The sequence below is a fragment of the Sphaerisporangium viridialbum genome, assembly GCF_049674955.1.
In the GTDB taxonomy this organism is placed as follows: domain Bacteria; phylum Actinomycetota; class Actinomycetes; order Streptosporangiales; family Streptosporangiaceae; genus Sphaerisporangium; species Sphaerisporangium viridialbum.
The window spans coordinates 7,396,427-7,415,613 of record NZ_CP187232.1; the positions used below are offsets into that span (position 1 = coordinate 7,396,427).

Annotated in this window: 17 protein-coding genes; 8 read left to right on the forward strand and 9 right to left on the reverse strand. The window is 71.7% G+C overall.

Annotated elements, in window-relative coordinates; genetic code table 11:
• Position 1: 1 nt before the first annotated feature.
• From ACOZ38_RS33350 to ACOZ38_RS33375, 6 genes are all read right to left on the reverse strand, one after another.
• The gene (locus tag ACOZ38_RS33350; RefSeq protein ID WP_424535031.1) at positions 2 to 814 is read right to left on the reverse strand and encodes a hypothetical protein; all 813 of its coding nucleotides are present in this window, start codon (positions 812 to 814) and stop codon (positions 2 to 4) included.
• A complete protein-coding gene (locus ACOZ38_RS33355; RefSeq protein ID WP_424535032.1) occupies positions 811 to 1,512 on the reverse strand; it encodes a hypothetical protein in 702 nt (233 codons plus the stop codon). Before ACOZ38_RS33355 ends, ACOZ38_RS33350 begins: the two co-directional genes overlap by 4 nt.
• Positions 1,509 to 2,285, reverse strand: a complete 777-nt coding sequence (locus ACOZ38_RS33360) for a hypothetical protein (RefSeq protein ID WP_424535033.1) — start codon at positions 2,283 to 2,285, stop codon at positions 1,509 to 1,511. Before ACOZ38_RS33360 ends, ACOZ38_RS33355 begins: the two co-directional genes overlap by 4 nt.
• Positions 2,269 to 2,868: an RNA polymerase sigma factor gene (locus tag ACOZ38_RS33365; RefSeq protein ID WP_424535034.1), complete on the reverse strand. Its 600-nt coding sequence runs from the start codon at positions 2,866 to 2,868 to the stop codon at positions 2,269 to 2,271. The genes ACOZ38_RS33360 and ACOZ38_RS33365 overlap by 17 nt, the downstream gene beginning before the upstream one ends.
• A gap of 51 nt (positions 2,869 to 2,919) precedes the next feature.
• Positions 2,920 to 3,936 carry an NAD(P)H-binding protein gene (locus ACOZ38_RS33370; protein WP_424535035.1) on the reverse strand — a complete coding sequence of 339 codons (1,017 nt, stop codon included), beginning with the start codon at positions 3,934 to 3,936 and terminating at the stop codon, positions 2,920 to 2,922.
• An 82-nt stretch (positions 3,937 to 4,018) separates the two neighbouring features.
• Positions 4,019 to 4,615, reverse strand: coding sequence for a class I SAM-dependent methyltransferase (locus ACOZ38_RS33375; RefSeq protein ID WP_424535036.1), 597 nt, complete (start codon positions 4,613 to 4,615; stop codon positions 4,019 to 4,021).
• A gap of 509 nt (positions 4,616 to 5,124) precedes the next feature.
• Here ACOZ38_RS33375 and ACOZ38_RS33380 point away from each other — a divergent pair.
• The gene (locus tag ACOZ38_RS33380) at positions 5,125 to 6,102 is read left to right on the forward strand and encodes a hypothetical protein (RefSeq protein WP_424535037.1); all 978 of its coding nucleotides are present in this window, start codon (positions 5,125 to 5,127) and stop codon (positions 6,100 to 6,102) included.
• A 29-nt stretch (positions 6,103 to 6,131) separates the two neighbouring features.
• On the opposite strand, the gene ACOZ38_RS33385 is transcribed toward ACOZ38_RS33380, so the two are convergent.
• A complete protein-coding gene (locus ACOZ38_RS33385; RefSeq protein ID WP_424535038.1) occupies positions 6,132 to 8,138 on the reverse strand; it encodes a KedN5 family methylcobalamin-dependent radical SAM C-methyltransferase in 2,007 nt (668 codons plus the stop codon).
• Between the two features lie 218 nt (positions 8,139 to 8,356).
• Here ACOZ38_RS33385 and ACOZ38_RS33390 point away from each other — a divergent pair, with 218 nt between their 5' ends.
• The 5 genes from ACOZ38_RS33390 (at position 8,357) to ACOZ38_RS33410 (ending at position 14,408) form a co-directional block, all read left to right on the forward strand.
• Positions 8,357 to 9,445, forward strand: a complete 1,089-nt coding sequence (locus tag ACOZ38_RS33390) for a polyprenyl synthetase family protein (RefSeq protein ID WP_424535039.1) — start codon at positions 8,357 to 8,359, stop codon at positions 9,443 to 9,445.
• 41 nt (positions 9,446 to 9,486) lie between these two features.
• A complete protein-coding gene (locus ACOZ38_RS33395) occupies positions 9,487 to 11,283 on the forward strand; it encodes a 1-deoxy-D-xylulose-5-phosphate synthase (RefSeq protein ID WP_424535040.1) in 1,797 nt (598 codons plus the stop codon).
• Between the two features lie 101 nt (positions 11,284 to 11,384).
• Complete coding sequence (ispG, locus tag ACOZ38_RS33400) at positions 11,385 to 12,569, forward strand: flavodoxin-dependent (E)-4-hydroxy-3-methylbut-2-enyl-diphosphate synthase (protein ID WP_424535041.1); 1,185 nt, start codon at positions 11,385 to 11,387, stop codon at positions 12,567 to 12,569.
• 32 nt (positions 12,570 to 12,601) lie between these two features.
• Positions 12,602 to 13,576, forward strand: a complete 975-nt coding sequence (locus ACOZ38_RS33405) for a 4-hydroxy-3-methylbut-2-enyl diphosphate reductase (RefSeq protein ID WP_424535042.1) — start codon at positions 12,602 to 12,604, stop codon at positions 13,574 to 13,576.
• Entirely contained in the window at positions 13,563 to 14,408 is an 846-nt protein-coding gene (locus ACOZ38_RS33410; RefSeq protein ID WP_424535043.1) for a TylF/MycF/NovP-related O-methyltransferase, read from the forward strand. The genes ACOZ38_RS33405 and ACOZ38_RS33410 overlap by 14 nt, the downstream gene beginning before the upstream one ends.
• Here the strand turns inward: ACOZ38_RS33410 and ACOZ38_RS33415 are convergent.
• The gene (locus tag ACOZ38_RS33415) at positions 14,383 to 15,525 is read right to left on the reverse strand and encodes a nucleotide disphospho-sugar-binding domain-containing protein (protein WP_424535044.1); all 1,143 of its coding nucleotides are present in this window, start codon (positions 15,523 to 15,525) and stop codon (positions 14,383 to 14,385) included. The two genes, ACOZ38_RS33410 and ACOZ38_RS33415, sit on opposite strands and share 26 nt — an antisense overlap.
• A 52-nt stretch (positions 15,526 to 15,577) precedes the next feature.
• Positions 15,578 to 16,756: a hypothetical protein gene (locus ACOZ38_RS33420; protein ID WP_424535045.1), complete on the reverse strand. Its 1,179-nt coding sequence runs from the start codon at positions 16,754 to 16,756 to the stop codon at positions 15,578 to 15,580.
• 179 nt (positions 16,757 to 16,935) lie between these two features.
• On the opposite strand from ACOZ38_RS33420, the gene ACOZ38_RS33425 reads away from it, so the two are divergent.
• Both ACOZ38_RS33425 and ACOZ38_RS33430 read left to right on the forward strand, forming a co-directional pair.
• A complete protein-coding gene (locus ACOZ38_RS33425) occupies positions 16,936 to 17,568 on the forward strand; it encodes a MarR family winged helix-turn-helix transcriptional regulator (RefSeq protein ID WP_424535046.1) in 633 nt (210 codons plus the stop codon).
• Positions 17,528 to 19,162: a DHA2 family efflux MFS transporter permease subunit gene (locus ACOZ38_RS33430; RefSeq protein WP_424535047.1), complete on the forward strand. Its 1,635-nt coding sequence runs from the start codon at positions 17,528 to 17,530 to the stop codon at positions 19,160 to 19,162. Before ACOZ38_RS33425 ends, ACOZ38_RS33430 begins: the two co-directional genes overlap by 41 nt.
• Positions 19,163 to 19,187 lie beyond the last annotated feature (25 nt).

The following is a 19,187-nucleotide window of genomic DNA, read 5'->3' on the forward strand; positions in this document are numbered from 1 at the left end:
GTCAGGACTCCGTACGGATGGCGTGGAGACGGGCGAGGAAGAGCGCGACGGCGGCCATGGCGACCATCAGGCCGATCCACAGGAAGGCGACGGCCGGGGAGGCGAGCGGGCGAAGAAGGTTCAGCGCCGCCCCGTCCCACGGGCCGTACGGGATCGCGTCGGCCCCCAGCGCCGCTGACGGGTCGCCGAACAGCCCGTACTCCACATAGTCGGCATTCGCCGAGAAGACGGTGTGGGAAAGGGTCGGCATCATGGTGGCGGGGATGAGGTTGCCCCAGAACCAGTAGCCGACGAACAGCACGCGGAACACCAGGGGCGGGACCAGCAACGGGCCGGCGAGCGAGAGGGCCCCGACGAAGACCAGCGCGGGGATGATCTTCACCAGGAAGAGGCCCACGGCCCAGCCGAGTGCCTGCGGCTTTCCCTCGGCGACGGCGTAGACGACCGCCCGGCCGAGGTACATCACCGCGATCGGCGCCGCGGTGGCCGCGCAGACGCCCAGATACTTGCCGATCAACCGCCCGGTACGGCCCGCCGGGGTGCTGTCCAGGATCCCGGCGACGCCCAGCCTCCTGTCGCGGATGAGCCGGTCGGCGAGCAGGCAGCCATAGACGATCGGCATCAGCGTCATGACCGTCTGGCTTACCGCGATCATGGCGGACCGAGGGTCGTCCGGGTCGCCGGTCCCCAGCGTCGGGACGACGTAGCCCTGCGACAGCGTGCCCACCATCGCCGCGAAGGCCAGCCCGTAGACGATCCACAGGATCGGCCGCCGCACCTGCATGCCGAACTCGTACCGCAGGGTCGCGATCATTCGGTCTCACCTCCGAGAATGCGCTCGGCGTCACCGAGCAGGGGCCACGCCGCGACGAGGAGCGCCATGGCCGTCACCAGCAGGGTCACCCGGTTGACGGACCAGTCATCGGCCACCGCCCCATGGGTGGTGGCGAACAGGTAGAGCGACCGCGTGACGGCGTTCCCCCGCAGGACGTCGCCGGCGACGTGTTCGAGCAGCCACACCATGGCGACCGTCGTGGTGGCGGCCACGGTGCTCCGGAAGGCCGCGGCGGCGAACAGCCCGAGGGCGGTGAGCCACACGGCGGGGGCGAGCCAGGTGAGCTGACCGGCCAGGCCACCGGGCGTACCGGGCAACACGTCCCACCAGCCGGCGGCCATGAACAGCGCCGTTGCGGCCGTCGCGCACAGCGCCGCCCACCCGGACGTCACGGCGAGGCGGCGCAGCAGGGTCGCGCGGTACCCCGAGGGAAGGGTGAGCTGGAGCTCCAAGGCCCGGTCCCGGCCGATCAGCGAGGCCGCCGCGATACCCGTCACGAGCGGGAACCCGGTCTCGACGGCTCCGAGGAGCAGCGACGCCGTCGTGGCCTCGCGGGAGCCGAGCCGGGTACCGAAGAGGGCGAGAAGCCCGGTCAGCAGGACGAGGGCCGGCGGCATCACCAGAGCCGCCGGCCCGGCCCTGCCTATCTCATGGGACCAGAGGTCGAACCGTTTCATGACCATTGGGTTGCGCGGGCACGCCTGATCGGTTCACCCCGGCCGGCGACGACCACGGCTGCGACGCCGAGCACGGCGGCGAGAGCGAGGATGACGGCGTAAGCGGCCGGGCTGGTGAGCCAGAAGGCGCCGAAACGTCCGGCGAAGGACCACGGGGTGAAGGTCAGCGCGTAAAGGATCCACACCGCGAGCGCCACGCCGATCGCCCCCTCGGGGTTCCAGCACACCGAGAGCAGCAGGCCGAGCGCCGCGAGCAGCGCCATGGGCCCGAGCCAGACCATGACGAGCCTTCCGAGCCCGGCGGGGCTGAGGCCCGCCAGGGACAGCGCCACCGAGCCGAGCAGCGCGAGGGCCAGGTCGTACCCGAGCACCAGCGTCATCCGGGCCAGCAGCACGACGCGCGGGGACGTCGGTGTGACGGCCACGACCTCGAAGGCCTCGTCACGCTCGGGAGAGAAGGCCCCGGCCACCCCGATGCCGGTGACGAGCGGCACGACGAGGGCCATCACCAGCTCCGCGATGTGCCCTTGGGCGAGGACGAACCCCACACCGGCCGCCATCACCAGCGCCGACGTCAGCCAGACCGCGCGATGCACGACCGCGGCCTCGGCCGCGAGCAGCGCCCGGGCCCTCATCGGCCTCGGCACGGGCGGCGGCACGGCCCGGTCCAGCAGGGACCTCAGCAGGACGCCGCGCAGGATCTCGGGGCCGGGCGCGGGCGGGATGCCGTCCGCGATCCCCCGCAACTCCGGCCATTCACCTCGTTGGTTCATCGATCCACTCCCTGAGGGTCGCGCGAGCGTGATGCAGCCGGCTCTTCACCGTGCCGACCGGGATTCCCAGCACTTCGGCGATGTCCTGGTGACTCAGGTCCTCGAGCAACGCGAGCACGACCACCTCGCGCTGCGCCGGCGGCAGCCGTTCCAGCGCGGCCTGCACCCGGTCGCGCCCGATGGCCAGTTCCTCGGGCCCCGGGGCCGAGTCCGCCCCGTCGGCGGTGGGCTCGGCCGCGACCGGAGGGGGAACGCCGCGCAGCCGGTTGTGCGCCTGGCGGCGGGCGACCCCGAACAGCCAGGTGCTCACGCTGGACCGGCTCTGGTACGTGCCCGCCGACCGCCACACGGCCAGCCACGTGTCCTGGAGGATCTCCTCGGCCGTGCCCCTGTCACCGGCCAGGCGATAGAGGAAGGCGAACATCGGCTTGCCGTAGCGCGCGTACAGCTCCGTCAGCGCGGCGGTGTCGCCGTCGGCCACCCTGGCCAGGACGGCCGCGTCCTCGACCGGCGTCCCCGCCCGTGCGCGACGACCGGCTCCCGCGACCCGGCGCAGCGCCATCCCCTCCGCTCCCCCGCCCATGCCAGGTACGTAGCACCACCCGCCCAACGAGGTTCATCGCAGAAGCGGGCGTCAGGCGAGGAGTGCGGTGACGGTGTCTTCGAGGCTCGCCGGCGGGCGGCCGAGCAGACGGGCGAGATCAGGGCCGGTCCTGGCGAACGCGCCGGCGCGCACCGCCGGGGCCAGGGACCCGAGCCATCCGGCCTCCGCGTCGGAGACCTCCCGGTACGCGACCGGCTCGCTCAGGGCCCGCGAGAGCACTCCGGCCAGTTCCGGATAGGTCCACAACGGCCCGCGCAGCTCGTACGTCGCGTTCTCGTGGCCCGTGCCGGTGAGGGCGGCGCTCGCCGCGAGGGCCAGGTCGCGGAGCCGGGCGGTGTTGAGGGGCCCGCCGGCGGTCGAGGAGGTGACCGTGCCGCTCCCCCGGGCCTCGGCCAGCGCGGCGCCGAGGAACGCCTCCGAGTACAGGGCGTTGCGCAGGAACGTGTGCGCCAGCCCGGACTCGACCACCGCCTTCTCCGTCGCGGTGTGGTCCGCGGCGAAACCCTGCCCCTCCTCGGCGCCGATGCCGCTGGTGTAGACGAGGCGCCGCACCCCTGCCCGGGCGGCCCGCTCGACCACCGCGAGGTGCTGCGCGACGCGTACCCCGGGTGTGAGGTCCGGACCCGACACCAGGAGCAGGACCTCAACCCCGGCCAGCGCCCCGTCGAGGGAAGCGGGCTCGTCGTAGTCGCCGAACCGGACCTCGGCACCACAGGCGGCGAGGTGAGCGGCCTTCTCAGGAGTGCGGGCGATGGCGACGACGTCACCGGGCTCGACCCTGCCCAGGAGGTCTTCCACGACGACGCGCCCAAGATTCCCGGTGACCCCGGTAACAGCGATCTTGCCCACTGACGACCCTCTTCCCGAGGTCAGGCGACTTCCCGCGACTTCGGAAGCAGCACCACGAACGGCCCACCTCAGCAGGTCAAGCGGCTTTGGAGGGAGAGCTTCGACGCCGGCGCACCGGTTGCCGAGGGAGCCCGGTGAGCGTACCGAATCGCCCTCCGCGACCGCCTCACATTTTCGGCGCCCCCCTGACCCGCGCACCGATGCGCTCAGGGAGTCCTCCTCAGGCCGCCACGACCGGCCGCGTGGCGCGACGGGGTGCCGCTGTTCGGCGGTCGGTGGATCAGAGGGCGCGGCGGTGGACGCTGACGGCGTAGCCGCCGCCCTCGTACGGCGCGGCGTCCCAGGTGGCGAAGCGGTGTTCCAGGGTCAGGCCGGACGCCTCACACCAGCCGTCGTACTCGGCCAGCTCCACGCTCGGCGGGATCGGCAGGTGCGCCGCGTCGAGGCCGAACCCCGCGACCAGCAGGCCGCCCGTACGCAGCGCCCCGGCCAGAGCCCGGACGGCGGCGGGCTCCGTGCCCGGCGCGAGCAGCGGGATCACGTTGCCCGCCGCGACCACCAGGTCAAAGCCATGCAGCCCTGTGAGGGTGGCCAGATCGGCCTCGATCCAGCTCATTTCGGGTGCACGTCGCCGGGCCTCCGCGAGCATCGAGACGTCGAGGTCCACACCCGTACAGTCGTATCCCAGCTCGGCCATGCGGATCGCCACCCGCCCGGTGCCACAACCCGCGTCGAGCACCCGCGCGCCGGCCGGTACCAGCGACGCGCACAGCGTCGCCTCGCCATGCACGTCCACCCCAGAGTCCGCCAGCCTCGCGAACCGGGACGCGTACTCCGCCCCCGAACCACCACCGGTCAACTCGGCCCAACGGCTCACGCGGCACCTCCATGTAGGGGAACGTCAAACTAGCGGACCGGCCCCGAAAGCGAGAACCTTCGACGGCCGGGGCTCGGGGACCAGGTACGGGCGGTACTCTTCTTGGCGGTTCGGGGGGTTCCGGATCACTGATCGCGAGCGGGCCGCGCCCGGCCAGGACGCAGGGCCGTACGAGCGCCAAGGCCCGCGCGCGGAGGCCGTCACGTCGAAGGGACCGAGACGCTGAGCACCAAGATCGCCACGACGACGGGCCTCCGATGACAGGGCCGGACGAACCGGGACTCGACGACCAGCCGCCCACGACCGGGACTGCGGAACCGGAACGCAGCGACCGGCCGCCCACGACCGGGACTGCGGAACCGGAACGCAGCGACCGGCCGCCCCCGACCGGGACTGCGGATCCGGGACTCGACGACCGGCCGCCCCCGACCGGGCCGGAGGATCCCGGACGCGTCGCGGCGGGAGCGCCTGGACGGTGGTCGCGGGTGTGGCGGGCGGTCGTGGTGCTCGTGTCCGTTCCTGTGCTGATCTTCATGGCGGGCGGCGCCTCGCTGTACGCGCTGAGCCTCGGCACTCCGGCGCCGCGTTCGTACACGCGCGGCCAGGACGCGGTGTGGCTCGGGCACGCCTGGGTGGACGGGCGCAACGGCGACCGCGAGCTGGCCGCGCTCGCCACCCGGCTCCGGGGCAGCGGCATCAGCGACCTGTATCTGCACACCGGGCCGCTGGACTACGACGGCACCCTGCCCGCCTCCCTGTATCCGCGCGCCGCCTGGGCCGTCGCCGCGCTTCACAGCATCATGCCGGGCCTGCGCGTACACGCCTGGCTCGGGCAGCGGGTCGAGCCAGGCGAGCTGGACCTCTCCTCCCCCGCCGTGCGCGCCAACATCGTGCGGTCGGCCGGGCAGGCGCTGGCCACGGGCTTCGACGGCATCCACTACAACTTCGAGCCGGTGCCCGACGGCGACGCCGGCCTGCTCACACTGCTCGACGCCACCCGTGCCGCCATACCGCCCGGCCACGGCGTGCTGTCGATGTCGGCCCACCACGTCGAACCGGTGCCGGGCATGAGCCTGGGCGGCCGCCTCCTCGGGTACGCCAAGTGGTGGACCCCCGGCTACCTGACCCAGGTCGCCCGGCGCCTCGACCAGGTGGCGGTGATGAGCTACGACACGGCGCAGCCGACCGAGGCCCTCTACGCCGGCTACGTCCGGCGGCAGACCGAGCTCGCCCTCGCGGCCGTCCCGCCCGGCACCCGGCTGCTCATGGGGCTGCCCGCCTACCACGACGAGAACCCGACCCACCACGCCTCCGCCGAGACCGTGAGCGCGGCCATCAAGGGGGTCCGCCTCGGTCTCGGCACCGCCGGCCGAGAGCGCTTCGGCGTCGCCCTCTACGTCGACTTCACCGCCACGGACTACGACTGGACGTCCTACCGCCTCGGCTGGGGGACGATGAACGGCGCGGCCACGCCGAACGCGCGCTAGCGTGTCCGACGCCGGCGCGACCGGGCGTGTCACCCCAGGGCCGGTGATCCGGCCTCGACGGCCGGCGGGGGCGTCGCGGCGTCGATCTGCCGGCGGCTCATGCCCATGAAGTAGATGATCTCCTCGTGGTTCGTCGTGCCGAGGAAGTTCTCGAAGCCGGTGCGGTAGTACAGGTCCAGCGTGACCGGGAAGGGTGACAGGTCCGGCGGCTCCCCCGTGCGCATCGCGTCCAGGATCGCCGGCACGTCGTGCTCGAACTTCAGGCCGGAGCGCAGGAAGTAGTCGTCGTTGCCGACGCGCACCATCGGAAGCGCCTCGGTCGTGTCGAAGACGTCGTCGCGGCGCAGGATCGGGTGGGTCAGCAGGTCGTACTGGAAGATGTCGTCGAGCACCGGCACCGCCTCGGGGGGCAGCACGGGGCGCATCGACTCGTTCCACCAGCGCGTCAGCAGGCGCTTGGCCTCGCCGTCGCTCAGCAGGTAGGCGACCGCGGGGCCGTAGGCGTCCTGGTCGGCGGCGGCGCGCAGCAGCAGGGCGCGCAGCGGTTCGGCGGCCGGGTCGTCGGTCTCCTCCATCCAGTGCTGGATGTTGCGCAGCACCCCCGACTGGCTGAGACCGCCGAGGACGCGCAGCGGCGCCCAGGCGTGGCGCAGCACCGTGTACTCGGCCATCACCCGCGCCCAGAACATGAACTTCTGCATGTGCAGGTTCTCGGCGAAGCTGATGGTGTTGTGGGCCAGCGAGTACTCGAAGTCGTCGGTGTCGCCCCGCACGGCCACGATGCCGTGCTCGTCGCGCTTGTCGTAGTACTCGGTGTTGGGCAGCAGGAGCAGCGGATACACGGCGATGCGCGCGATGCGGCTCGCCAGCCTGTCGTACCCCTCGTAGAACGACTCGACGGTCTCCCCCGGCGCGCCCCAGATGAGCTCGGCGTAGCATTCGAGCCCTTCCGCGTTGAGCCAGGTGACCAGGTCTTCCCAGTCGTTCACCTTCATGTTGCGGCGATTCATCAACGACAGCGCCTCGTCGCTAAGCGTCTGGAGCGACAGGGTGAACGAGCTGCGCAGGCCGGCCCTCTTCATCTTGCGGACGATGGAGTAGAAGACCTTGGACTTGTTCTTGGCCCACGAGCTCTCCAGGGCGCGCGGGTAGCCGTACCGGTCGCGGATCTCGATGAGGTCGTCGACGAACTCCTCGTCGATCGGGAGCATCCCGAAGTTGGCGTCGCACAGGGCGATGGTCTCGACCTGGAGCTTGGCGAACACCTCCAGCTCGGCGCGCAGCCGCTCGCGGGAGAACGCCTTGACCCGCTGGCCGACCGCGCCGCCCCAGAAGCAGAAGGAGCACTTGTACGGGCATCCCCTGTTGGTCTCCATCAGGGCGACGTCGTAGCGGAACCGGCCCTCGGCGTCCACCATGTCCAGGGCGCCGGACAGGATCGGCGAGGGGATGACGTCGAGGTTCTCGATGCGCTCCCTCGGCGCGGTGGTGTGGATCATCTGCCCGGTGTCGCGGAACGAGATGCCCTCGATGTGGCCGAGGTCGTGCACCGGGCGCCCGTCGAGGTGGGCGTTGACGAGGTCGCGGAAGACCAACTCGCCCTCACCGTTGACGATGACGTCCACGGCGGGGAACAGCCGGAAGACCCGCTCGGCCTGGTGCGCGACGTGCGTACCACCGAACACCACCCATCCGTCCGGGTTCATCCGCTTGTACGTCTCGGCGAGCGACCCGAAGGCGCGGAAGTTCCAGCCGAGCACCGAGCAGGCGAAGATCTGCGGGCACCGCTCGCTGAAGATCTCGGTGGCCATCGCGGAGATCGAGGTGCCGCCGCCGAAATTGAATATCCGGATGTCGGCCTCCCGCCTGATCCGGTCGTCGGCGAGTGCGGTGGACTTGAGATAGCCGGCGGCGAGGGGCATGGACTCCAGCGCCATATCCCATACACCTTGCTGTACGACACCAACGAGAATGCGTTTTTCCATGTCCATGGCAGGTGGCCTCGTTCGGGCTCGATAATGACGGCTCGGGGCCATTGCCGGCGCAGAAGCTGCTTTCCCCCCTGGCCCTGAAATCTGCACCCGAAGTTACTCAGACAGATCCTCCCGGCCAATGGAACCTAGGGATAAGCGCAGATGGGGCCCTAGGAGTTTCCCTAGTCTGTGGGGCCGCGCCACGACATCTCCCTTGACCGGATCTTCGCCACCCCGAAACATGGGCTGCGGCATGGCCGACGACATAAATGGAAGGCGCCATGGGTAACAGCGATGTCACCGTACGCAGCGATGGTCGTGCCGCCGTTCGATCCGACCCCCGGGCCGGATCGCCGGACGGCGAAATTCCACCGGCCCACCTGTTCCTCGTTGAAAACGAGGTGAAACGGCGCTGGACGTACGGTGAAAGCCCACAGGAATCACGCGAGGAAATAGCCGACCCGCTGGACGAGATTTGCGCCTATGCGCTGACCGCGCCGGCCAAGCTGTTCAGGCCGATCCTGCTGTTGCTGTCCGCCGAGGCGGTCGGCGGGCGGATCCCCGACGTGCTCCCCGCCGCCGTGGGCACCGAGTGCGGCCACGTGGCGAGCCTCATCCACGATGACATCATCGACGGCGACGCGATGCGCCGGGGCCGCCCGGCGGTCTACCGCAAGTTCGGCATGGACAACGCCATCGTGGCCGGTGACGCGCTGCTCTTCCAGATCTTCGTGTGCCTGTCCGAGTGCCGTGCCCGCGGCGTGCCGGACGACCGCATCGTCACCGCCATGGAGATCGTGGCCCGCGCGGGCGTCGAACTCTGCCGCGGCCAGGCGCTGGAGGCGGAGATCACCAGCAGGTCGGTCCGCGACATCGACGCGTACCTGCGGATGATCAAGATGAAGACCGCGGCCCTGTTCAGCGGCGCGTGCCAGTGCGGCGCCGTCCTCGGCGGCGGCCCGCCGGAATGGGTGCGCGCTCTCGGCGACTACGGCGAGAGCCTCGGAATCGCCTTCCAGATCCAGGACGACCTGCTGGGCTACGTCACCGGCGCCGAGATGACGGGCAAGCCCGCGACCAGCGACATCAAGAACCGCAGGCTGACGCTGCCGATCATCTTCGCCTACCAGAACGGCGGGAGCGGCGAGCGGGACGTCCTCGATGCCGCCTTCCTCGGGGAGATGGGCGTGGACGAGGCGCTGGACGCCGTCGGCGACGTGCTCCGGCGCACCGACGCCATCACCCTTTCCACGTCGATGGCCCGCACGTACGCGGAGCGGGCCAGGGCCGCGCTCGCCCTGCTGCCCCCGACCCGGAGCCGGGACCAGCTGGCCGGGTTCGTCGAGCGCACCGTCAGCCGGGTGAGATGAAGACCGGCCGCGCGATCACAAGGAGACACGAGGTGAACGGCATGAGCCTGCTTGAGGGCATCACCGAGCCGGGTGACCTGGGCGGACTCGACTCCGAGGAACTCGGCCGCCTCGCCTGGGAGATCCGCGAGTTTCTCGTCGGCGCGGTCTCGCGCTCCGGGGGCCACCTCGGGTCGAACCTCGGAGCGGTCGAGCTCACCATCGCCGTGCACCGGGTGTTCCGCTCGCCGGCCGACCGCATCCTGTTCGACACCGGCCACCAGACCTACGTGCACAAGCTGCTGACCGGGCGGCGGGAGGGCTTCGCCCGGCTACGGACCCGCGACGGGCTGTCGGGCTACCCCAACCGGTCGGAGTCGGTTCACGACATCATCGAGAACTCCCACGCCTCCACCGCCCTGTCGTACGCCGACGGCTTCGCCAAGGCGCACACGCTGAGCGGCGAGGACGACCGCCACGTGGTGGTGGTCGTGGGGGACGGCGCGCTGACCGGCGGGATGGCGTGGGAGGCGCTCAACAACATCGGCGCGGCGCGCAACCGGCCGGTCGTCATCGTGCTCAACGACAACGGCCGCTCATACTGCCCCACCGCCGGAGGGATCGCCCGCCGGCTCGCCGAGCTGCGCGACAAGCCGGCCGGGGAGGGCGGGAACATCTTCGAGGAGCTCGGCATCGCCTACCTCGGCCCCGTCGACGGGCACGACGAGCCGGCGGTGGAGGAGGCGCTGCGACACGCCAGGGACCTCAGGGCGCCGGTGGTGGTCCACTGCGTCACCAGCAAGGGCTACGGCTACACCCCGGCCGAGACCGACCCGGTCGAGCGGCTGCACTCCCCCGGCCCGTTCGACCCCGGCACCGGCGTGCAGCTCCCCCGTCCCGGCGCCACCTGGACCAGGACGTTCGCCGACACGCTGGTGGCCCTCGGCGGGGAGCGCCCGGACATCGTGGCGATCACGGCGGCGATGCTGCACCCCGCGGGGCTCGCGCCGTTCGCCGAGCGCTACCCCGACCGCACGTACGACGTGGGCATCGCCGAGCAGCACGCGGTCGCCTCGGCCGCGGGGCTGGCCAGTGCCGGGTTCCACCCGGTGGTGGCGATCTACTCGACGTTCCTCAACCGCGCCTTCGACCAGCTCCTGATGGACGTGGCGCTGCACGGCCTGCCGGTGACCTTCGTCCTGGACCGGGCCGGGGTGACCGGCGACGACGGGCCGAGCCACAACGGCATGTGGGACCTGTCGCTGCTGCAGATGGTGCCCCGGCTGCGCATCGCCGCGCCCCGGGACGCGTCCCGGCTGGGCGAGCTGCTGCGGCAGGCGGTCGAGCACGCGCAGGGACCGACCGTCGTACGGTTCCCCAAGGGCCCGGCCGGGGACGACATCCCGGCCGTGGGCGCCGTGGGGACGCTCGACGTGCTCCACCACGTCAAGGGGGAGGACGTCCTGCTCGTGTCCTGCGGCGCGATGGCCGGCGTCTGCGTGGCGGCGGCGCACGCGCTGCGCGAGGCGGGCCTCGCCGTCACCGTGGTCGACCCGCGCTGGGTCGCGCCGCTGGACGAGTCGCTGGCGGAGCTGGCCGCGCGCCACCGCTTCACCGCGGTGGTCGAGGACAACTGCCGGGTCGGCGGCGTCGGCGACGGCGTGGCGAGGCTGCTGCGCGACCACGGCGTGGAACGGCCCGTCCGGACGTACGGCATCCCGCAGGGGTTCGCCGGCCACGCCAGGCGAGCCGAGCTGCTCGCCGACTTCGGCCTCACCGGCGAGGCCGTCGCGGCCGAGATAGCCGCCTGGACGGCGGCACGCGACCGCGACCTGATCGGCCACGTCCGGTCGATCTGAGCATCAGGGCGGCGACCGGGCCGCCGAGCACGGGCGGGAACCGGCGCCGCGAGGGCCGGTACCGCGGGCCATCTGACGGAAGACCACGGCAGGAGACGCCAATGACCAGCACGCCGACCGCCGGGACGGTGGTGAACCTGGGCCTGCCCGGGCCGCCCACACGCCTGCCCAAGCGGCGCCGGGCGTCCCGCCAGATCATGGTGGGCACGGTGCCAGTGGGCGGCGACGCGCCCGTGACCGTGCAGTCCATGACGACGACGGTCACCGCCGACATCGACGCCACGCTGCAGCAGATCGCCGAGCTGACCGCGAGCGGCTGCCAGATCGTCCGGGTGGCGGTGCCGACGCAGGACGACGCCGACGCCCTGGCGACGATCGTCCGCAAGTCGCGCATCCCGGTCATCGCCGACATCCACTTCCAGCCCAGATACGTGTTCGCGGCCATCGACGCGGGCTGCGCCGCCGTACGGGTCAACCCGGGGAACATCAAGCGGTTCGACGACAAGGTGGCCGAGATCGCCAAGGCGGCCGGCGAGGCGGCGGTGCCCATCCGGATCGGCGTCAACGCCGGGTCGCTCGACCAGCGGCTCCTGGAGAAGCACGGCAGGCCGACGGCCGAGGCCCTGGTGGAGTCGGCGCTGTGGGAGTGCTCGCTGTTCGAGGAGCACGGCTTCCGCGACATCAAGATCTCGGTCAAGCACCACGACCCGCTGGTGATGATCGAGGCGTACCGGCGGCTGGCCGAGCGGTGCGACTACCCGCTGCACCTGGGCGTGACCGAGGCCGGCCCCCGCTTCCCCGGCACCGTCAAGTCCGCGGTGGCGTTCGGCATCCTGCTGGCGGAGGGCATCGGCGACACGATCAGGGTGTCGCTGTCGGCGCCTCCCGTCGAGGAGGTCAAGGTGGGGACGGCCATCCTTGAGTCGCTCGGGCTGCGCGAGCGCGGCCTGGAGATCGTCTCCTGCCCCTCCTGCGGCCGGGCCCAGGTCGACGTGTACACCCTGGCCGAGCGCGCCCAGGCGGCGCTCGCGGGCCTGGACGTCCCGCTGCGGGTGGCCGTCATGGGATGCGTGGTGAACGGCCCGGGCGAGGCGCGCGAGGCGGACCTCGGCGTGGCCTCGGGAAACGGCAAGGGCCAGATCTTCGTCAAGGGCGAGGTCGTCGCGACCGTACCCGAGTCGAAGATCGTGGAGACCCTGGTGGAGGAGGCGCTGCGCATCGCGGCCGAGCGCGGCCTGCCCATCCCCGGAGAGGACGAGGCCCCCGAGCCCGCCCTTCCCCGCTGAACCCCCCCGAACGGGCAGGAGGCCCCTCCCGCATGGAGAACCACAACGCCACCGAGCGCCCGCGCCGGATCCTGCTGGCGCGCCCGCGCGGCTACTGCGCCGGCGTGGACCGCGCGGTGCAGACCGTGGAGCGTGCCATCGAGCGGTACGGCGCGCCCGTGTACGTGCGCAAGCAGATCGTGCACAACAGCTTCGTGGTGCGTGACCTGGAGAGCCGGGGCGCGGTGTTCGTCGAGGAGACCGACGAGGTGCCGGCCGGCGCCGTGGTGGTCTTCTCCGCGCACGGCGTCGCTCCCCAGGTCCACGAGGAGGCGGCGCGGCTCGGACTGCGCGCGATCGACGCGACCTGCCCGCTGGTGACCAAGGTGCACAAGGAGGCCAGGCGGTTCGCCGCCGAGGGGTACGACATCCTGCTGATCGGCCACGAGGGGCACGAGGAGGTCGAGGGCACCGCGGGCGAGGCCCCCGACCGCATCCACCTCGTGGACGGCCCGGCGGGGGTGCGCGACGTGACCGTCCGCGACCCCGGGCGGGTGGCCTGGCTGTCGCAGACCACGCTGTCGGTCGACGAGACCGAGGCCACGGTCGGCCTGCTGCGCGAGCGGTTCCCCGCCCTGGCCGGCCCGCCCTCCGACGACATCTGCTACGCCACCCAGAACAGGCAGACGGCGGTCAAGGACATCGCGCGCCGCTCCGACTTCGTCATCGTGGTGGGCTCGGCGAACTCCTCCAACTCGCGAAGGCTGGTGGAGGTGGCGCTGGACGCCGGCGCGGGCGGGGCGCGCCTGGTGGACGACGCGGCCGAGATCGACCCCGCCTGGCTGGAGGGCGTCGCCACCGCCGGCGTCACCAGCGGGGCGTCGGTGCCGGAGGAGCTGGTGACCGGTGTTCTGCGACGGCTCGGCGAGCTGGGCTTCGGCGAGGTCGAGGAGGTCGAGTCGGCACGTGAGAGCCTGGTCTTCTCGCTGCCCCTGGAGTTGCGGGGAGGCGACCGTGACCACGGATGACGGCGCCGGGACCTCGCTCTACCTGGACCTGCTGAAGCGGTGCCTGCTCAACCTGATCTACACCGACCCGCCGATAGCCACCCCGTGGCAGGCGCGCGACGTTTTCGACCTGCAGGCGCGGCTGGAGGGCAAGGACTGGCCGAGCATCGCGCACACGATGATCGGCATGTCCCGGCTGGACAACCTGCAGCTCCTGATCGAGCGGATCCTGGCCGAGGGCATACCGGGCGACCTGATGGAGGCGGGGATCGCGCGCGGGGGCGCCGCCGTGTTCATGCGGGGCGCCCTCAAGGCGTACTCGGTGACCGACCGGAACGTGTGGGCGGCGGACTCCTTCGAGGGCTTCCCGCGCACCGGGGACGAGGCCGGGCACCCCTCCCCCCTCCTCGGCGTGCTGAGCGAGCTGACCGAGCAGGTGGACGACCCGGCCTCGACCGCCTACGCCCGCTTCCTGGCCGGCACCTCGCTGGCCGAGGTGCAGCAGACCTTCGCCAAGTACGGCCTGCTGGACGAGCAGGTCCGGTTCCTGGCGGGCTGGTTCTCCCACACGCTGCCCCGCGCCCCGATCGACCGGCTCGCCCTGCTCAGGCTGGACGCGGACCTGTACGGCTCGACCTACGACGCCCTGCGGCTCCTCTACCCGAAGGTGGTCCCGGGCGGCTTCGTGATCGTGGACGACTACCACGCCATCGAGGAATGCCGCGAGGCGGTGCAGGACTACCTCAAGAGCATCACCGAGGACATCACCCTGGAGCGGGTGGACTACTCCGCCGCATACTGGCGCAAGAGCCACGACCAGCGCGGCCTCAGGGCTTCAGCAGGTCCTCGATGAGCCGTACCGCGTGGTCGAGGCCGGGGAGGGCGGCGATCTCCTCGGCGACCGTGCGGGCGGCGGCGCGGTAGGACGCCTCCGACAGCAGGGTCGCGGTCATCTCGCGTACCAGCCCCGGATCGACGTCCTCGGGCGCGACGTGCAGGTAGGGCTCCTGGACGCATCGGGGGTAGACGAGCGCGGCGCCCAGGGCGGCGCAGCGCCGGGCGTTGGTGCCGTGGTCGGAGCCGAGGGGGATGAGCCCCAGCGGCACGCGCTCGGCCAGCGCGCACATCACCGTGTTGAAGCCGCCGTGGGAGATGACCACGTCGCACCGCTGGAAGACGGCGGAGTGCGGCACGTAGCGGGCGAGGCGGACGTTGGCGGGAGTCCCGCCGGGCAGCACGGACTCCGGGTCGCAGTCGGGTCCGGTGGTCATCAGGACGTCGTAGTCCTGGCCGTCGAACGCCTCGGCCAGCGCCCCGAACACCGAGGTCGCCTTGTTGTACATGGTGCCGAGGGTGGCGTAGACGAACGGCCTGCCCCGCGGCGGCACGGCAGGGCCCGCGCGCTCGCCGTCCGGCATCAGGTCGTACAGGAGGGGCTTGATGTGGTGCTCGTGCGGGAGGCGGGGTGTGCCGGGACGGGCGAAGCGGGGCGGGTAGCAGGCGAGCCACAGGTCGCCGTCGAGGGCCCGGGGGTCCACGCCGTAGTCGCGGGCGATCCGCAGGGCCGGGTGGTAGGCGGAGTGCTCGGGCGGCAGGCGCAGGCAGACCTCGCAGATCACCTGCGGGATGCCGAGCCGGGCGGCCACGACGAGGCTGGCGCCCTCCAGCCACTGGCGCACGATCACGTCGGGCCGCCAGGCCGCCACGTGGCGCTCCAGGTCCTCGATCCAGCGGGGCGTCAGCTCCGCGATCAGGCGCCGGCCCCGCGACTCGGTGAACGCGTCGGGACGCAGTTCGCCGGGCTCCCCGATGGGGAGGTGCCGGAAGCCGGCGTGTGCCACCTGGTGGGCCATGTCGGGACCGGTGGCGACGCGCACCTCGTGCCCGGCCGCCGCGATGTGCCGGGCGAGGGAGATCATGGGATTGAGGTGGCCGAGCTGGCCTATGGAACAAATGAGAACGTGTGACATTCATTCTCCATGTTCAGCGGCGTGGGAATCCATGTCGGAGCGCCCTGCTCGTTCAGCGGCGGGGAATCCACGATGGAGCGGCCTGCTCGTCGTTGTCACCCTTTTCCAGGACCATCAGATTGTGGTGGAAATGCGCCGCGACCACATGGCGGTCGAAATACGACGGCACGTATCCGGGGTCGGTGAACTCCCTGTGGTGCAGCCCGTCGACCACCGTCTTGGCGAATTCGGCCGTGGTGCCCGGCATGTCGCGCCCGCCGCCGAACATGGGCCAGTAGGAGGTCTGCACGTCCTCCACGATGTACAGCCCGCCGGGCCGTACATGGGGGAACAGCTCGCGCAGGGCCGTCAGCACGTGGGCGTTCATGTGGCTGCCGTCGTCGATGACGATGTCGAACGGGCCGTGCTCCTCGGCCAGGGCGCGCAGCGCGGCGGGGTCGCCCTGGTCGCCCGCCAGGGTGCGGATCCGGGGACCCCGCACGCCCGTCTTGGGGAACAGGTCGAGCCCGAAGACCAGGCCGCGCCGGAAGTACCGCTGCCACATCCGCAGCGACGCACCACCGGACGCGGGGTCCTGGTAGCCGCCGACGCCGATCTCCAGCACCCGCACCAGCTCGTCGCGCAGCGGTGCGAAGTAGCGCGCGTAGTGCGGGGTGTACCAGTGCATGGTCCCGTACTTGTCGGAGCCGAAGCGGGTGGCCAGGCGGTCGAGGTTCGTGTCCGCCGTACGGCAGGCCGTGAGCACCGACTCCACCGCCCGGGCCAGCGAGTGGATGGAGGCGATCGCCTCGCCGAGCCGCTCGGCGGGCGGCCAGTTCACCTCGACGCGCGCTTCCCCGCGCCCACCCGTGCCGTACAGCGCCCGCGCCAGCGCCACGAGGTCGTAGGCGATCAGCGCGGCGGGGTCCTCGGCCGTGGCGGCGGAGGCGGTGACCCCGGAGGCCGAGACGCGGAGCACGTACGGATGCGAGCGCCCGGCGCCGGCCAGTTCGAGCTGGATGTCGAAAGAGCCGCCGAGCGGGTCCGGCCGTATGCCGAAGGAGCCGCCGGAGGGGTACGGCCGGATGTCGGAGGAGCCGCTGGGCGGGGGCTCGCACCGCGAGGCCACCTCGTCCGCCAGCAGCGCGGCGGCGGGCGCCTCGCCGATTTCCTCTATCGCGGCGCGGATATCAGCGTCCGCGCCTCCGGCCGAGCGAAGAAGACGCCAGATCGGCGATTCGGTTCCGATCACGGCAACACGCTAACAGCGCTTTCCCGCAGGACCTCGGAAATGGCCGCCCGTGCTCGTCGAAAAGCCCCGCGACTGAGGAATTCGGTAGCGGTGAGCGGCCCGGATCCCCAGGCGGCGGGCAAGCCTTGCCGGATATACTTAGGAGCCTTATAGTTAGGGGCCTAACGAGATGGGGACCGATGCCCGACGAGCCCGGCTTCGAGGTCGACGACACCGGCCTGCTGTTCAACCCGCAGCTGCGCGCCCTGGTCGGCCACGAGCTGGGGAACGAGGCCCTCGCGGTGGTCGAGGCCTTCGCCGCGATCAACCAGGCGGCCCGCCTCAACCGCTGGGCGCTGGAGCGGTGGGCCGTGCGCCACGGGCTGAGCGAGGCACGCCTCCAGGTGCTGCTGGTGCTGCGCCGGCAGCCGCAGGGCATGCGCCTCGTCCACCTGGCCGCCGCGCTGGAGATCGCCCCTCCCTCGGTGACCGGCCTCGTCGACTCCCTGGAGAAGGACGGGCTGGTGCGGCGCGCGTCCGACCCGGGCGACCGTCGCTCACTGCTCGCCACACTGACCGCGCGCGGCCGTGAGCGCGTCGACGAGATCTGGTCCACGCAGGTGGAGCGCCAGGTCGGGATCACCGACGGCATCACCACCGAGGAGCTGCTCCAGCTGCGGCACCTCTGCCTCCGTCTCGTGCAGAACGTCAGGCGGGCCACTGCGAAGCGGAACGACCCCGGTTCCGACGCGCCCGCCGATCCCCCGCATACCGCCGACCGTGGAGGTCGCAATGACGCAGAAGGAAGAGCCGTCCGTTCCCCCGGCGGATGACGACGGGCCGCGCCTGTCCTCCTCGCGCAAGGTGGCGGCGACCGTGGGCGTCGCCATCGCCCTGCTGGTCGTCTCCCTCGACGGCACCATCGTCGGCACCGCGATGCCGCGCATCCTCGCGGACCTGCGAGGGCTGAACTACTACGCCTGGGTGGTCACGGCCTACCTCGTGACCTCGACCATCCTCATGCCCATCGCCGGCAAGCTCGGCGACCTGTTCGGCCGCAAACCGCTGGTGCTCATCGGCCTGGCCGGCTTCCTCGGCACGTCCTGGCTGGTGGGCGCCTCGACCAGCACGCTGGAGCTGATCCTGCTCCGCGGCGTGCAGGGCCTGTTCGGCGGCGTCCTCACCGCCGTGACATTCGCCGTGGTCGCCGACATCTATCCGGTGCGCCAGCGGGTCAAGCTGCATGGCGTCTTCAGCGCGATCATCGGCCTGTCCGTGGTGGCCGCGCCGCCGCTCGGCGGCTACATCACCGACAACTGGGGGTGGCGCTGGATCTTCTACGTCAACGTGCCGATCGGCGCCCTCGCGGTCGGGCTCACCTTCTTCTTCCTGCCGTACGTGGCGACCCGGCGAAGCTGGCGGGACATCGACTTCGCCGGCTGCGTGGCGCTGGCCGTCGCGCTGGTCCCCATCCTGATCGCGCTGTCCATCAGCAACGACCACGCCTGGACGTCGCCACTGATGCTCGGCCTGATCGCGGTGTCGGTGGTCGGGCTGCCGGTCTTCCTGTTCGTGGAGCGGGCCGTCGCCAACCCGATCGTCCCGCTCGGCCTGTTCCTGGACCCGGTGTTCACGATCGCCATGGTCATCGCGGGCCTGTCCGCCGTCGGCTTGTACGGCCTGGCGGTGTTCATCCCGCTGCTCTACCAGGGCGTGCTCGGCGAGACGGCGACCGGCTCCGGCACCCTGCTCACCCCACTGCTGCTCGGCATGCTGGTGGCCTCGCCGGTGTCGGGCCAGCTCATCGCGCGCGTGCGCTACTACCGGTTCATCGGCACGGTAGGCCTGGCCGCGATGGTCGCCGGGCTGCTCATGCTCACCACGGTGACGCTGACCAGCCCCCACTGGCACGTCGTCGCGGACCTCGTGGTGCTCGGCATGGGCATGGGCCTGGTCTGGCCGCTGTCCACCGCGGTCGTCCAGGCCTCGATGGCCAAGGAGGTCGTGGGGGTCGCCACCGCCCAGGTGAACTTCTGGCGCAACCTCGGCGGCACGGTGGCGGTGGTGGTGCTCGGCAGCATCATGGCCAACCGCCTGTCCGCCGAGATCGCCTCCAGGCTCGCCACGGTCAGCGCTCCCCCCGAGCTGCTGAGCAAGCTCACCGGCGGCGGCTCGCAGGACCTTTCCACGCTGTTCGACCCGGCCCAGGTCGGCCGGCTGCGCGAGCAGGTCCCCGAGGCGCAGCGAGCGCTGTTCGAGCTGGCCGAGAGATCCATGCGCACCGGCCTCGCCGACGTGCTGCACCTGGTGTTCCTCGTGGCCGCCGTGATCCTTGCCATACCCCTGGTGGCCAGCCTGTTCCTGAAGGAGACCCCGATCCCGCCCGCCCGCTCCCGGCGCGAGGAGCCGGCCACCGAGGAGGTCTGACCGGCACGGCGATCTGGCCGTGGCC